Source organism: Acinetobacter sp. AKBS16 (genome assembly GCF_002899995.1).
GTDB lineage: Bacteria > Pseudomonadota > Gammaproteobacteria > Pseudomonadales > Moraxellaceae > Acinetobacter > Acinetobacter baumannii.
The window spans coordinates 1-14,125 of sequence record NZ_POYH01000048.1 but is presented as its reverse complement, the minus strand read 5'-3'; the positions used below and the strand labels follow the sequence as shown (position 1 = coordinate 14,125).

Below are 14,125 nucleotides of genomic sequence, written 5' to 3'. Positions count from 1 at the left end.
GCAGTCGGTGCAGTCGGTGCAGTCGGTGCAGTCGGTGCAGTCGGTGCAGTATTTAATTTTTCTTGGACATGTTGTTCCAGTTTTTTCGATAAATTTTTAATTTGCTCTTTTTCTTTAGATGCTTTTTGTACAGAATCTACTATTGGTTGATTCTGCTGAGTTTGTGGTTTTCTTTCCTCTATTTTAGGGATAGGTTGTTTTTTTTGATCAATTCTTTTACTCGGTACAATCATAGGTCGCCCATCTGGCCCAATAATTGTATAAAAACCGTCTGCATAAGATACAGAAATACTTGCTATCGCAACGCATAAAGTTGTGATAGCAAATTTAGGGCTAAACATCCATTTATATAGTCTTACCATTTCGTTCTATAGCTCAAACCAAGTACTGTAATTTTGGTATTCGTTTTTACATCTAAGCCAGAATAAGGGTTTAATAAAATATTATCGACACCACACTTATTCGATAATGTACTTGTACAAGCTGGAATATTGTCACGGCTACGAAGGAAACCTACTGAAAGATCCAGATCTGTATCAGCATCAAAACGATACCCTAACCCGAGACCAAATAATTGCGCATTATTGATCGGAACCATAGTATTGCGTTTATCATTAGGTATTGAACTGGCACGCGGCTCATAACCAGCCCTTAATTTCAAACGATCAGTTGCTGAATATTCAAGGCCAATTCCCCAGCTCCACGGCGAAGTGAATTTCAATGGTAATGCTAATGAGTTATCAGTAACGTCATTAGATAAAAGTTTAGCTACTTTTAATAAGGTGATTTGGCGGTCAAACTCAAATTTAAATTTATTCCATGCAGAATAATCAGTCCATCCTACATCAAAGTTAACTTGTAAATCTGGTAATATTTTATATTTAATACCTGCTTGGAAATGTGCTGGATATTCAAGATCCATTGCAACCAAACCTGATTCTATATCAGGGACATAACCAGGTAGACCAAGAATAGCAGCTAAAATTTGCCCCGTAGCAGATGAGTTAAGGCCTTTTATAAGTTCTTGGGGAGCCTTCGCATTATCAATCAGATATTTTCCTTTTAAACGCATTTTGGCAGCACTTTGATATACCATACCAAAACCAAAATCGTCTGTTGGTTCCCAAAGTAAGCCTAAGTTATAGCTTGGACTTAATGATTGTTCTAATGAAACTTGTAATGCCCCCATTTTATTAAATGGATTCATACCTTCTTGGGCATTACACATACCAAATAATAGTAAATCAGTAATCATGTCACTATTATTTTTAAAGGGAGCACACACAACTTCATCAACCATACGCAATACACCAATCATCTCATTCGGAAAACGTAAATCAGTTTTCAGTGCGATTGCGTTATAGGACATCCCTACGGAAGCACCAATCGATAAATGATCATTTACCTGATAACCGAAAGATGGGGATAAATAGGTGATCCGCTCAACTGCAACTTGTTGGCCCATGTAGTTACCTGGATTACCATTCTCTGCCCCAAAACCTGCGACTAATGGAGCATACATGGCGGTCGCGTAGGTAATTTTTGAACCAGGTGGTTTATAGGCAATTCCTGCTGTAGGAGCAACTAGTGGATAACCAGCTCCGAGATCTACCATTTTTTTAAGAATAGGTACATACAGGCTCGCGTACTCCACATCACCATGTACTGTCCCTTTAAAATCTGTACAAATATTAGCTGAAACCTCAGGACCATCATTACAAACTAGAGGGTCATCTGAATAACCAAAGATGTTATAACCAGGTGGAGCTGAAAACTCACGCTGAATATCAAAGTTAGCAAGGATCCCCTGCACATCTGTTTGCAGGCCATCAATTTTTGCTAAAGCTGCAGGGTTAAAATGAACTGCACTAATACCAGGGGGGTCTGCAGTTACAGCATTCCCCATCGATAGTGAGCGAATATCAACAGCTAAGTTTTGTCCTAATTGAGCATTGGCAAAGCTAGAAAAACCGGAGATAACAATTGCCGCCGTTAAAGGACATAATTTAGGATATTTCACCTGCATATCTCCTTATTTTTGTTTTTTATTAAAACCTAAAATATCTAACGGGAATGACAGACCAAGTGAAATATCTGGTGCATCTTCAGTTAAACCAATACCAACCGTACCGTTAACGATCGTTTCAGGCGAAACCCGAACACCTAAAGCAAAAGACAACATCGCACTACTTTGATCAGGTGATTTATAGCTTTCTCCATTTTCAAACTGGAATTCGGCATCCATATTGAAACTTTGCTGATATGACATGGTTAAAGACACATCATAGTTAAATGAGTAAGCGAAACCAAAAGAAAAGCCACCGCTAATCCCTGGATCAAATGAAGTTAATGTACGCGAACCTCGGGCTTGATTAAGGCCACTTTCTTTAAAGCCGTAATTGGCAGAAGCAGAAGCAAAGAGAACGACTGGATCAATATATTTACGGGTACTTGCTCCCACACCAACTGAGTAATAACCTTTACCCGTTGACAATTCATCTAAACCAATCTCATAAGGACTATCGCCAGTCTTCGTTGACAGACTACCAAAAAGAACCAAAGGTAAACGACCTTGTTTTAAAGGAAACGGTTCCCAACGCGCACCAAGTGAAATATCACCCAATCCTGCAGTTGTTGTATCACGAATAATTTCAGACTTTGCTACAAAAGGAAGAGTTGCGGATAAAGTTAAGTTATCTAATACCCCATATTGCAAAGTAAAACTATTTGTTAATGTATGGTTTGCATCTTCCTCAACACGTAAACGATTAAGCTGAGATGAATTATCTGCTAAAGCCAAATCAATTCGAGTATCGCGATAATAGGTATAGTCGAGATCATAATAAGAAGAAATTACGCCCTTCTTAATCAAAGAGTATTGACGTTCATTTGAAGTAAATACCTCTTGTAAATTTGTCTCTTGAGTTGCATCACCTTCTTTCTTCTGTAGGGCGTTAGCAGCTTGATTTGCCCCACTATTATTTTCAGGTACATTCTCTGTATAAGGTGTTTCAGAAGCTTGTGTTCCCGCATCTGTACTAACAGAAGAAGAATTTGTTGCTTCAGCAGCTAGAGAATTTACCTCGACTCCTGCATCCGTGCTCTGATTCGATAATTCTACCTGTGTTTGTTGTACCTGATCTTCGGCATAAATTGTCCCTGTAATGGCGCTCATACTTAAAGCCAACACACTCATATTTATCCATCGATTATTCATGTTTTTCCTACCCAATTTATTTATTTTACTAACTTTAAATTTGACTATTTACGTTTGTAATAAAGCCGCATATAGGTTTCTATCGGCTGTCCATAAGTCGCAGAATGATTATCGTTATCCAAGACACGTCTCATAGTTGAAGCTTTATTTGCTAAACGATCATAATTAAATGCCGGATATTGCACATCAACAAAAGCATATCTATTGACCGTTGCGTCTTCCACATGGCGCATATCTGTATCTTTTAACGCCAATAAGTCTTTGCGCTGTGATTCAGGAACAGAAATAACAAATAAAGTATTATTATCCCAAATTTCTTTAAAACGTCCCTCATCAAAACTGATATTCCCTAAAGCAGGGTCAGCTACGTATACTCGTCCATCTTTATAAGCTTTATATACGACAAAATGTTTAAAACCAGCATATGAAATAGGCACAATTGCAGGTTGGCCGAGTTTAACTAAATCAGAAAACTCCCCGCGATAACCACCGCTTTCTAAACCAATTGCTGTGACAAAGCGTTTCATATCAAGTAACGAGAAACTTCGTCGCTCAATAATACGTTGATATTCACCATACTGCAGCAAACCACTCATTGTTTGCTGTTCAGTTAAGCTCGTTCCAACATAGCCGTTTAATAAAGTCGTAAGTGCAGCAGATCCACAACTATAATCGTAGGCTTGTCGGACAATGCCACGAAATTGGTCTTCGACAGCTGGTTTTATGGTAACTGGTTCAATATGGTTTCGATGAAATGATAAATTACGTGAATCGGCAGTCTCTGTATAATAAACAGTTCCCGGCGGCTTTTTTTCTATTTCGAAGGCTTCTGTCGCAAAGTAATACATCAATGCTGAGCCTAAAACTATCTCTAACATAAGCACTTGGTCTAAATGGTGGCCTACCGGCCTTATTCATTTTATTCTTAGAGCAATAGCTCTTCCCTGTGTGTTGAAGATACCTTTTTTTTTTGTAAAAAACAGCTTTTTTTTAATCTTTTTGATGAATGCATAGTTTTACATTTATAAACTGATAATTAATTCTCATTTCAAATGTTTTATAATCTTTCTTATTATATAAGCTAATATTATTTAAACAGAAAAGCGTAGATATTAGTTTTATTAAGATAAATAAAAAAGCGCGTATAAACGCGCTTTTTATCAGCCTTTAAATTAGTGACCAGAAATAGTAATTGTAGAAGTTCCTACATTTAAACCTTGGATTTCTAAGTCACCAATTGAAGCATTACCCGCTGCACCTAGGTGTACGCCCTGTGCATAAACGTTCATACCTTGTGTACTGTTATTTTGGATACGTAAACCTGTAGGAACAACAGAAATGTTCGCATTTACCTCCAAGTCACCAGTTGTATTACCCGCACCACGAACCATTACTTTGTCTAGGACAATTTTACCCTTACCAGCAGCATCATTAATACCAAAGTTAGATAGTGTTAAGCCACCTTGCAAACTTGAATTTACTTTGATCATTGCACCTTGTGGTGTCGAACCTAACTGAACATTAGCTGAAATTGCGCCTAAAGATAAATCTAAGCCAGAAATAATTTCAGTTGGAGCTGTTTCAGTAATACCACGTACAGCAGTAGTCGTATTTAACGTACCAGAAGTACCTACACCAATTGAACCTACATGTACATCAACCGCACCTACGGTTGCTGCAACGTTTAAGAAAGCACCGTTTGAGCCTGAAGCACCATTTGTATCAATTACTAAATCTAAAAGATTACCTGTATCTTTTTGAGTTACCGTAACACCACTAATTGCGATTGAACCAGCAGTACCTGAAGCACCAGTGATATTTGTCGTATCAGCCAAACCATCATTGTCGTGTAAATATAATTTATCGATAGAAATACCACCTGAACCTAGAGCGATACCAATATTAATACCATCTTGACCTGTAGCAGCACTAAGCGCAGCATCATCCATTGATTGCATTGCCATTGCATTTGCACTGATAGCTAAAGAAGAAACTAAAGCAAGTTTAGTGAACATTTTCATTGAGCACTCTCCCAAGAGCATTTATTTTTTGACTTTAACCACTCTCACTGTCTCAAGTTGCATTTTTCTTTTATGGCAACCGAAACTTCCAATCCTTGAGTAGTTTTGCTTAGCAATTACTAAATTACAGCTACGTTAATTTTTGTTCAACTACTGTAATACATTTTTTGCCAATTACCCGACAAACGGTACGGTGTCTGACTAACTAAAAAGATTTATTACTACTCTGAAGGCTGAAGGATAATTCGGTTATTTTTTCCACGAAATGTTAGGGTCTTTTCACTCAACTGCCTGTTGAACTCTAACTTGTAGTAAACTATGCCACCTCTTCCAAACTCTCACATGTTTAAAATGTCTCATTTAAAGAAAAAAATCTCTTTAGAAAGCTATTACTCCGCTGCTGATATTTTAAAAAAATTAGAAGAGTTAACTGGACTTGTATATCTTCAAGATGATAACAATCCTGTTATTGGTTTTTTGCCAAAAAATTATTTAATCACTCAAAATAACCAAAACTTTTTATTCACTAAAACTGATTTAAATAAATATAAGTTTTCATCTTATATAGAAAATCTTTTAGATTTTACACAATTCCAATCTCAAGAACTAAAAAATAGCAATAGAGAAAAAATAAGTTTTAAGGGCGGATATATTGGTTTTATTAGTTATGACTTTTCTGCACATCAATTTATAAATAATCAATCACATAAACAACCGTCTTTATTTATAGGTTCCTATTATTCTTTTATTAAAAAAATAAATAATGAATGGTATTTTTTTAGCGATGAAAATAATGCTTTTGAAATTTTTAACTATCTTTCAGCTCTACTCAATAAACCTTCTAGCAAACTACAAAAAAACAATTTTAAACTCGAAAAAAATATTCATCCTCGCTGGTCTAAAAATACATACTTAACTGCTTTTCATAAAATACAAGAATATATTAAGGCAGGAGATTGTTATCAAATTAACCTTACTCAAGAATTCAAAGCGAATTTTAATGGTTCATTATTAAATAAAGCAGATGAGCTATGGAATTTAACCAATGCACCATATTCTGGTTATTTAAAATTAACAGAATTTGAGTTGTTAAGTTGCTCTCCTGAATTATTTATTGAATTTAATGTAAATAAGCAAATTAAAACCAGACCCATTAAAGGTACAATGCCTCGTTATGAGAATAAAGAGCAGGATTTACTTTCAAAACAAACTTTAAAAGATTCTAAAAAAGATCAAGCAGAAAATGTGATGATCGTTGATCTATTACGTAATGATTTGAGCATTTATGCCAATACAGGTTCGGTAAAAACAACAAAACTATTCGAAATTGAGAGCTTCAATCAAGTTCATCATATGGTGAGTGAGATTACGGCTACACTTAAAAATGATATTAATCCTATGCAGATGTTGCTCACTGCTTTACCAGGAGGCTCAATTACAGGAGCTCCTAAAATTCGGGCAATGCAAATTATTGAAGAGCTAGAAGGCGCACCTCGGGGAGCATATTGCGGCACTTTAGGATATTTTAATTTCGATGGTACTGGACGCTGGAATATTTTAATTCGTAGTTTTCAACAATATCAAAACCAGCTCTCTATTTGGGCAGGCGGCGGTATTACTTTGCTTCAGAGGCTGAGGCTGAATATCAGGAAAGCCTTGATAAAATCTCTGCTATGCTGAACTTGATGAACAGCACAGCAGAATAAGTATTAAAGAATATCTTGCTTCAAAGTTTGAATTAAACGCGCGTTTTGCTCATCAGTTCCAACCGTGATACGTAAAAACTGATTAATGCGAGGCTTATTGAAGTAACGAACAATAATGCCCTGCTCACGTAATTTTTGTGCAAGTTGCCCAGCATCATGCTGTGAATGCGTAGCAAAAATAAAATTCGCTTTCGATGGCAAAACGTTAAAACCAAGTTCAGTTAAATCACGAACAAGTTTCTCTCGACTTGTTATAACTTTTTGGCACTGCTCTTCAAAATAAGCCTGGTCTTCAAAAGAAGCTACCGCTGCTGCAATAGCAAAGCGATCAATTGGATATGAATTAAAACTATTTTTTACAGCCTCAAGTGCTGCAATCAAGTGCGACTGAGCAATCGCAAATCCGACTCGTAGGCCTGCTAAAGAACGAGACTTTGAAGTCGTTTGGCATACCACAAGATTTTCATAGCGGTTTATCAAACTTACAGCTGACTCAGCACCAAAATCAACATAAGCTTCATCAATCACAACCACGCGATCCAGATTTGCCTGTAATACTTGTTCGATTTCTGCCAAGCTGAGCGCAATACTGGTTGGTGCATTTGGGTTGGTAATAATAACCCCACCATTTGGCTGGGTATAATCTCGCACATCAATTTCGAAATTCTCATTGAGAGGAATTTCTTTTGTTTTTGTGCCAAAAAATTGGCTATAAACTGGATAGAAACTATAAGTGATGTCCGGATACAGGATTGGTTCATCTTGAAGAAAAAATGCTTTAAAGATATGAGCCAACACCTCATCAGAACCGTTACCTACAAAAACTTGAGATACATCAATATTCTGTTGTTTGGCAATTGCTTGCTTTAACGCTGTCGCATCCGGATCTGGATATAGACGCAGCACATCGGCTTGTTCATGTAACACCGCTTGAACTGCTTCTACTACTTTTGGTGAAGGTGGATACGGGTTTTCATTGGTATTTAACTTTAATAGATTCTGGATTTTAGGTTGTTCACCTGGCACATACGGCTCTAATTCACGAACCTCAGGACTCCAAAAACGCATTTGTGCTGTAGATACAGTCATAGTCTTATCTCAAAAAAGGGCTGAAAGTCAGCCCTGAATAATCATGAAAAACACTGATAGGCTTAAAACTTATTGATAACGATAACGCGCCGAGCGTGCATGGGCATCGAGATTTTCTTGAACAGCAAGTACATCAGCTGTTTTAGCCAAAGTCTTAACACCATCTTTTGAACACATGATCAAACTAGAGCGCTTTTGAAAATCATATACACCAAGTGGCGAAGAGAAACGAGCTGTGCCAGATGTCGGTAATACGTGGTTTGGGCCAGCACAATAATCACCAATTGCTTCAGGTGTATAGCGACCCATAAAAATTGCCCCTGCATGACGAATATCTTGGCTCATCGCTTCGGCATCATCAAGGCATAATTCCAAATGCTCTGGTGCAACCTGATTAATCAAATCAACTGCTTCAGCACGGTCTTTTACCAAAACTAATGCACCACGATTTTCAATCGATGTACGCGCAATCTCGGCTTTAGGCAATTCATTTAAATGTTTCTCAATTGCAGACTCTACTGCTTCTAATAATGCTTCATCTGGAGTAATGAAAATAGCTTGAGCTACTGTGTCATGTTCAGCCTGAGATAATACATCCATCGCTAACCATTCAGCATTATTCACACCTTCTGCATAAACTAATATCTCAGAAGGTCCAGCAATCATGTCGATACCCACCTGACCAAATACAGCACGTTTAGCTGCTGCTACAAATCGGTTTCCAGGACCCGTAATTTTATCAACACGTGGAACAGTTTGAGTACCATAAGCTAAAGCAGCAACAGCTTGTGCCCCACCAATGGTAAATACTCGGCTAACACCTGCTAGATAGGCGGCAGCTAAAACGAGTGGATTTAGTTCACCATTTGGCGCTGGCACAACCATAATAATTTCAGGTACACCGGCCACATGTGCTGGTACCGCATTCATAAGTACAGATGAAGGATAAGATGCAAGTCCGCCTGGTACATAAATACCAACACGATCAAGTGGCGTCACTTTTTGTCCTAGGGTATTACCCAAATCATCTACATAAGTCCAGCTATCTTGTTTTTGAGCTTCATGAAAAGTACGAATACGGTCAGCTGCAAGTTGCAGGGCTTCACGGATCTCTTGATTTAAACCATCAAAAGCAGCTTTAAGTTGTTGTTGAGACAATTCTAGATCGGAAAATTGATGCGCTGGATGTCGATCGAACTGTTGAGTAAGTTTTAAAACATGATCATCACCATGCTGACGAACATCAGCAATAATTTGATCTACTGTTTGAACTAAATTAGGATCATTAACGGTTTCAAAAGCTAAAAGCTCGGCAAAAACCTGTTTGAAGTTCTGATCTTGAGTCGATAAACGTCGCATCAATTTACCCACAAGGCGAAAAAGAAAAACCAAGTTTACTCTTTTTCTAAGCTCTTGTGGGCATCATATCTACAACTATCGCAAAAGCATGATAGGAAATTACTTTTAACGTGATTGAACAGCTTGTTCAAGTTGGGAAATGATTGGGTTCAATAAAACCTGTTTACGCTTAAAGCTCGCTTTATTGACAATAAGACGTGAAGATACTTTGCAAATTTCTTCTAATGGCTCAAGACCATTTGCTCGTAAAGTATTTCCAGTATCCACTACGTCAACAATATAATCGCCCAAACCAACTAATGGTGCTAACTCCATAGAACCATAAAGTTTAATAACATCCACCTGCTCGCCTAAGCTCGCATAATATTGACGTGTAAGATTGACATACTTAGTGGCAATTTTTAAACGACCTTTTGGGCGTTCCATTCCTACTTTACCAGCAGTCATTAATTTACATTTCGCAATCTGCAGGTCCAATAACTCATAGACATGCTGAGCGCCATGTTCCATAAGTACGTCTTTACCTGCTACACCTAAGTCAGCTGCACCATTCTCAACATAAGTTGGCACATCAGACGCACGTAAAATTAAAATACGAACCTGCTTATGTGTGGTTGGAAAAATCAACTTACGCGATTTTTCCGGGTCTTCAAGCAAGTTAATACCGGCTGTAGCAAGTAAAGGTAATGTTTCTTTTAAAATACGTCCTTTACTCAGTGCCAAGGTTAAACCATGATCAAAATTACCCATTACGTTAAAATTAGGATCATCGTTTCTTACGTCATTCATTAACTTACTCGCTTAATTTTGGCACCTAAACCTTGAAGTTTTTCTTCGACATGCTCATAACCACGGTCAATATGGTAGATACGGTCAATTAATGTATCACCTTCAGCAACCAAAGCCGCTAAAACCAAAGAGAATGAAGCACGTAAATCTGTTGCCATTACAGGTGCTGCTTGTAATTTTTCAACACCCGTCACAACAGCATCATGGCCTTCGACCTGAATATTAGCACCCATACGTGACAATTCAGGAACATGCATGAAACGATTTTCAAAAATGGTCTCGGAAATCGTTGCAAACCCACGGCCAATTGCATTTACAGCCATAATTTGTGCTTGCATGTCAGTCGGAAATTCTGGGTGAGGTAGTGTTCTAAAACTTACTGCTTTAGGACGCTTACCCAACATATCCAATTCAATCCAGTCATCGCCACGGGTAACTTCAGCACCCATTTCTTCAAACTTATCTAAAACAGCCTCAAGCAATGAAGGATCTGTATGGGTGGTTTTTACACGTCCACCAGTAATCGCAGCAGCAGCTAAGTAAGAACCTGTTTCGATGCGGTCTGCAACAACTGCATATTCACAGCCATGTAGACTTTCTACACCAGTAACAACCAATGTATCCGTATCTAAACCTTCAATTTTTGCGCCCATTTTAATAAGCATTTGCGCAAGATCAGTAATTTCAGGTTCACGTGCAGCATTACGAATTGTGGTTACACCGTCTGCCAAAGCAGCTGCCATTAAAATATTTTCGGTACCACCAACGGTAACCATATCAAAAACCACTTCGCCGCCTTTCAGACGACCATCAACAGTGGCATGTACATAACCATTTTCAACTTCAATATGTGCACCCAATGCTTCTAGGGCTTTTAAGTGTTGATCTACTGGACGAGAGCCAATAGCACATCCACCAGGTAATGAAACCTTGGCATTTCCGTAACGCGCTAATAATGGCCCTAATACCAAAATAGATGCACGCATTGTTTTGACAAGCTCATAAGGAGCAAACTGGTTATCTAAAGTAGAAGTATCCGCCTTAACCGTGTCATTTTCATAACTAATTGTGACACCCAGTCCACCAATTAATTTCACCAAAGTATTTACATCTTTAAGATTTGGAACATTGGTTAATGTAATTGGAGAGTCAGCAAGAATCATTGCCGCAAGTAACGGTAAAGCCGCATTTTTAGCACCAGAAATGCGTACTTCCCCTTCGAGCTTAACACCGCCCGTGATTAAAAATTTATCCATTAATATTTAAGCTCCGAAAAGGCTTGCTTTGCGCCATTCATCTTTGGTCATCGCACGAATTGTTACGGCATGAACTTCGCCACTTGCAATATAAGTATTTAATGGTGCATAAACTGCTTGTTGGCGGGCAACAGTACGCTTACCTTCAAATTGATCATCCACGATACGGAGGTCAAATTTTCCAGCCTGTCCGCTCACCACTACTTCCGCCTCAGGAAAAGCTTCTTTTAAAATTTGAGTGAGCTGTTCACTATTCATTGCAAAGACCTCTGACACAACCTACGGTGTAAAACGAAGTATTTTACTATAACTTTTTCAAAGAATTCAGTACGTGTTTATATTTTATCAATAAAAAAGAGGCTATATTTCAAGCCTCTCTCAATTATAAAAAACTTATTAAATAGAAACAGCAACTTGAGAATACGTACATTGCATTTTCCGATATTTTAACAATTGTTTTTTTAATTTTTCAGTCAGTTTTTTTATTGAAGTATACATATCATCCGCTGTTGCTTGAGCAAACAGCTCAATTCCAGGTAATCGAACTATCGCTTCAGCCACATGATTAGAGCTACCTTTATGCGAGCGCTTATCAATCTGATGATCTTTCGTTAATTTAATCTGCATACTATTCACCTGATCAAGATGTTTCGTTAACTGATTAAATTTTGCTTTAATATTTTCTTCTATAGCTGGTGTAATTGCTAAATGATGTCCACGAATCGTTATTTGCATAATTCTATCCCTCACCTTTTTGGGTTATATAAAGAAGAACTAAAACGATTTAATGCAATCTAAAAAGATAATTTGGGACAATTAAACCATTTTAGCTACTCCTCTTGGTGAAAATGAAATTTCATTATTTCGTCATAATGAATGAGTAGAATAGCCATACTTCAAAATTTAGATCAAGACTTTTCTCTCGGATGACGATGGAATATGTAACGATTCTCTATATTTTGCTACAGTCCTTCTAGCTACTTCTATTCCCTCTTCTTTCAATAAAGCAGCAATTGCATTATCAGACAAAGGTTTACGCGGATTTTCATTAGAAACTAACTTTTTAATCATCGCCCGAATTGCGGTAGAAGAAGCCTCACCTCCGGTGGTTGTCCCCACATGACTAGAAAAGAAGTATTTCAACTCAAAAAGTCCACGTGGAGTAAGCATATACTTATTTGTGGTAACGCGAGAAACGGTCGACTCATGTAATTCTACTTCTTCTGCAACATCCCTTAGTACTAAGGGTTTCATTGCTTCGGGACCTATTTCAAGAAATGCTTTTTGATGCTCAACAATACAAGTCGCAACTTTTAATAATGTTTTGTGCCGTTCATCAATACTTTTTATAAAATTTTTAGCCTCAAGCATTTGATTACGTAGATATAAATTATCATCACTTTGATCTGCTCTACGAATCATACTCGAATAAAAAGAATTGATTCTTAATTTTGGCATCACATCAGGATTTAACTGAACTTGCCAATGCAAGTCCTTCTTGGCAACGACTACGTCAGGAATTTGATACTCTGATTCTTGCTTTTCAAAATCCATGCCTGGATAAGGCTTTAATGTTTTTAATAAATCAACTGCAAATTTTAATTGTTCCTTGGATAGCCCTGTTTGCTTCAATAATTTATTAAGATCATTCGCAATCAGTAATTCGTAATATTGAAGTAGACTTCTAGCTTCTTTCAAATATTCAGTTTCTCTAGGCAAGAACTCCAACTGAACTTTTAAACATTCAGCTAAATTACGAGCTCCAATACCAATTGGATCAAGACGTTGAATATGTTTTAAGACTACTAAAACTTCGTCCTCTTCCACTTCCTCATCTATATCCATCTCACTTAATAAATGCTGTACTGCCAAAATAATCTCTTCTAATTTAGCATCCAGAAAACCTTTATCATCTAAAGCATCAACTATGCAATAAGCAATCAACTGATCTATTTTTGAAAAATGCAGTAAGTTCACTTGCTCCAAAATATGTTCTTTAAGCGTCAGGTGAACTTGGCGATTATCTTCACGCTCTTCGAACTCAGGAGTACCCAAAGCAGTGGATTGATGTGTATAAATGTCATCCCATTCAGTATCAACAGGCAAGTCATCAGGTAAGTGATCAGCATTCAACTCTGTTGTAAGATCATCAGTTTCTTTGTGTTCTAAAGTAGATAAACTTTCTGCTAGTGATTCATCTTCTACTTTTTCAAGTAATGGATTACTATCTAATTGAATTTGGATTTCTTGCTCTAATTCTAGGCTAGAAAGTTGTAGTAAACGGATTGCCTGCTGCAATTGAGGCGTTAACGATAATGAATTCGCAACTTTCAATCCAACAGATAATTTCATATATTTCTCTTTCCAAAAAACAAGCAAAAATCATGCCTATTAATTATTTATAGCATAGAGTTCTGATTTATCCTATACATTGACTCATCAATTCATGAGAAAAATAGAAATTTATTTATTAAAAACGATAGGATTTTTATTCTGTCTTATTCTTTAGTATCGATGATTCTTTGAAATAACTCTTTTCTGATTGCTTTCCTATATAAAAAAACACCCCAACCTCTTTTGAGATTGGGGTGTTTAGAATAATGAGCTGGCGATGACTTACTCTCACATGGGTAATCCCACACTACCATCAGCGCTAAGAGGTTTCACTTCTGAGTTCGGGAAGGGATC

Annotated in this window: 11 protein-coding genes, 1 rRNA gene and 2 pseudogenes; 1 reads left to right on the top strand and 13 read right to left on the bottom strand. The window is 37.3% G+C overall.

Going from position 1 to position 14,125, the window contains the following annotated elements:
• The 5 genes and pseudogenes from C1642_RS08590 to C1642_RS08570 form a co-directional block, all read right to left on the bottom strand.
• Nucleotides 1–362, bottom strand: a pseudogene (locus C1642_RS08590) (protein FilE); the annotation flags it as partial.
• A complete protein-coding gene (locus C1642_RS08585; protein WP_103236196.1) occupies nt 356–2,020 on the bottom strand; it encodes an OmpP1/FadL family transporter in 1,665 nt (554 codons plus the stop codon). The gene C1642_RS08585 and the pseudogene C1642_RS08590, both read right to left, overlap by 7 nt.
• 12 nt (nt 2,021–2,032) lie before the next feature.
• The gene (locus tag C1642_RS08580) at nt 2,033–3,217 is read right to left on the bottom strand and encodes a hypothetical protein (protein ID WP_079281608.1); all 1,185 of its coding nucleotides are present in this window, start codon (nt 3,215–3,217) and stop codon (nt 2,033–2,035) included.
• Between the two features lie 44 nt (nt 3,218–3,261).
• Nucleotides 3,262–4,095, bottom strand: coding sequence for a C39 family peptidase (locus tag C1642_RS08575; RefSeq protein ID WP_031966834.1), 834 nt, complete (start codon nt 4,093–4,095; stop codon nt 3,262–3,264).
• Nucleotides 4,096–4,389: 294 nt separating this feature from the next.
• The gene (locus C1642_RS08570; protein WP_031966833.1) at nt 4,390–5,238 is read right to left on the bottom strand and encodes a DUF6160 family protein; all 849 of its coding nucleotides are present in this window, start codon (nt 5,236–5,238) and stop codon (nt 4,390–4,392) included.
• A gap of 318 nt (nt 5,239–5,556) precedes the next feature.
• Here C1642_RS08570 and C1642_RS08565 point away from each other — a divergent pair.
• Nucleotides 5,557–6,944: pseudogene (locus C1642_RS08565) on the top strand (anthranilate synthase component I family protein).
• 3 nt (nt 6,945–6,947) lie between these two features.
• Here C1642_RS08565 and hisC read toward each other — a convergent pair.
• From hisC to rrf, 8 genes are all read right to left on the bottom strand, one after another.
• On the bottom strand, nt 6,948–8,033 hold the full coding sequence (hisC, locus tag C1642_RS08560; protein ID WP_103236195.1) for a histidinol-phosphate transaminase: 1,086 nt from the start codon (nt 8,031–8,033) through the stop codon (nt 6,948–6,950).
• Between the two features lie 69 nt (nt 8,034–8,102).
• Entirely contained in the window at nt 8,103–9,392 is a 1,290-nt protein-coding gene (hisD, locus tag C1642_RS08555) for a histidinol dehydrogenase (RefSeq protein WP_001253725.1), read from the bottom strand.
• 105 nt (nt 9,393–9,497) lie between these two features.
• A complete protein-coding gene (hisG, locus tag C1642_RS08550; RefSeq protein ID WP_001000724.1) occupies nt 9,498–10,181 on the bottom strand; it encodes an ATP phosphoribosyltransferase in 684 nt (227 codons plus the stop codon).
• On the bottom strand, nt 10,181–11,437 hold the full coding sequence (murA, locus tag C1642_RS08545) for a UDP-N-acetylglucosamine 1-carboxyvinyltransferase (RefSeq protein WP_000357156.1): 1,257 nt from the start codon (nt 11,435–11,437) through the stop codon (nt 10,181–10,183). Before murA ends, hisG begins: the two co-directional genes overlap by 1 nt.
• 6 nt (nt 11,438–11,443) lie before the next feature.
• Complete coding sequence (gene ibaG, locus C1642_RS08540; protein WP_001083680.1) at nt 11,444–11,695, bottom strand: BolA family iron metabolism protein IbaG; 252 nt, start codon at nt 11,693–11,695, stop codon at nt 11,444–11,446.
• Between the two features lie 138 nt (nt 11,696–11,833).
• Complete coding sequence (hpf, locus tag C1642_RS08535) at nt 11,834–12,172, bottom strand: ribosome hibernation-promoting factor, HPF/YfiA family (protein WP_001167461.1); 339 nt, start codon at nt 12,170–12,172, stop codon at nt 11,834–11,836.
• A 168-nt stretch (nt 12,173–12,340) separates the two neighbouring features.
• Nucleotides 12,341–13,789, bottom strand: a complete 1,449-nt coding sequence (locus tag C1642_RS08530) for an RNA polymerase factor sigma-54 (RefSeq protein ID WP_103236194.1) — start codon at nt 13,787–13,789, stop codon at nt 12,341–12,343.
• A gap of 251 nt (nt 13,790–14,040) precedes the next feature.
• A 5S ribosomal RNA gene (gene rrf / locus C1642_RS08525) occupies nt 14,041–14,125 on the bottom strand; the annotation flags it as partial.

What these genes read in the sequence shown, in the direction of transcription:
- C1642_RS08570 (WP_031966833.1), bottom strand. Translation starts at nt 5,238, where the DNA reads ATGAAAATGTTCACTAAACTTGCTTTAGTTTCTTCTTTAGCTATCAGT.
- C1642_RS08530 (WP_103236194.1), bottom strand. Translation starts at nt 13,789, where the DNA reads ATGAAATTATCTGTTGGATTGAAAGTTGCGAATTCATTATCGTTAACG.
- hisC (WP_103236195.1), bottom strand. Translation starts at nt 8,033, where the DNA reads ATGACTGTATCTACAGCACAAATGCGTTTTTGGAGTCCTGAGGTTCGT.
- murA (WP_000357156.1), bottom strand. Translation starts at nt 11,437, where the DNA reads ATGGATAAATTTTTAATCACGGGCGGTGTTAAGCTCGAAGGGGAAGTA.
- hpf (WP_001167461.1), bottom strand. Translation starts at nt 12,172, where the DNA reads ATGCAAATAACGATTCGTGGACATCATTTAGCAATTACACCAGCTATA.
- C1642_RS08580 (WP_079281608.1), bottom strand. Translation starts at nt 3,217, where the DNA reads ATGAATAATCGATGGATAAATATGAGTGTGTTGGCTTTAAGTATGAGC.
- ibaG (WP_001083680.1), bottom strand. Translation starts at nt 11,695, where the DNA reads ATGAATAGTGAACAGCTCACTCAAATTTTAAAAGAAGCTTTTCCTGAG.
- C1642_RS08575 (WP_031966834.1), bottom strand. Translation starts at nt 4,095, where the DNA reads ATGTTAGAGATAGTTTTAGGCTCAGCATTGATGTATTACTTTGCGACA.
- hisD (WP_001253725.1), bottom strand. Translation starts at nt 9,392, where the DNA reads ATGCGACGTTTATCGACTCAAGATCAGAACTTCAAACAGGTTTTTGCC.
- hisG (WP_001000724.1), bottom strand. Translation starts at nt 10,181, where the DNA reads ATGAATGACGTAAGAAACGATGATCCTAATTTTAACGTAATGGGTAAT.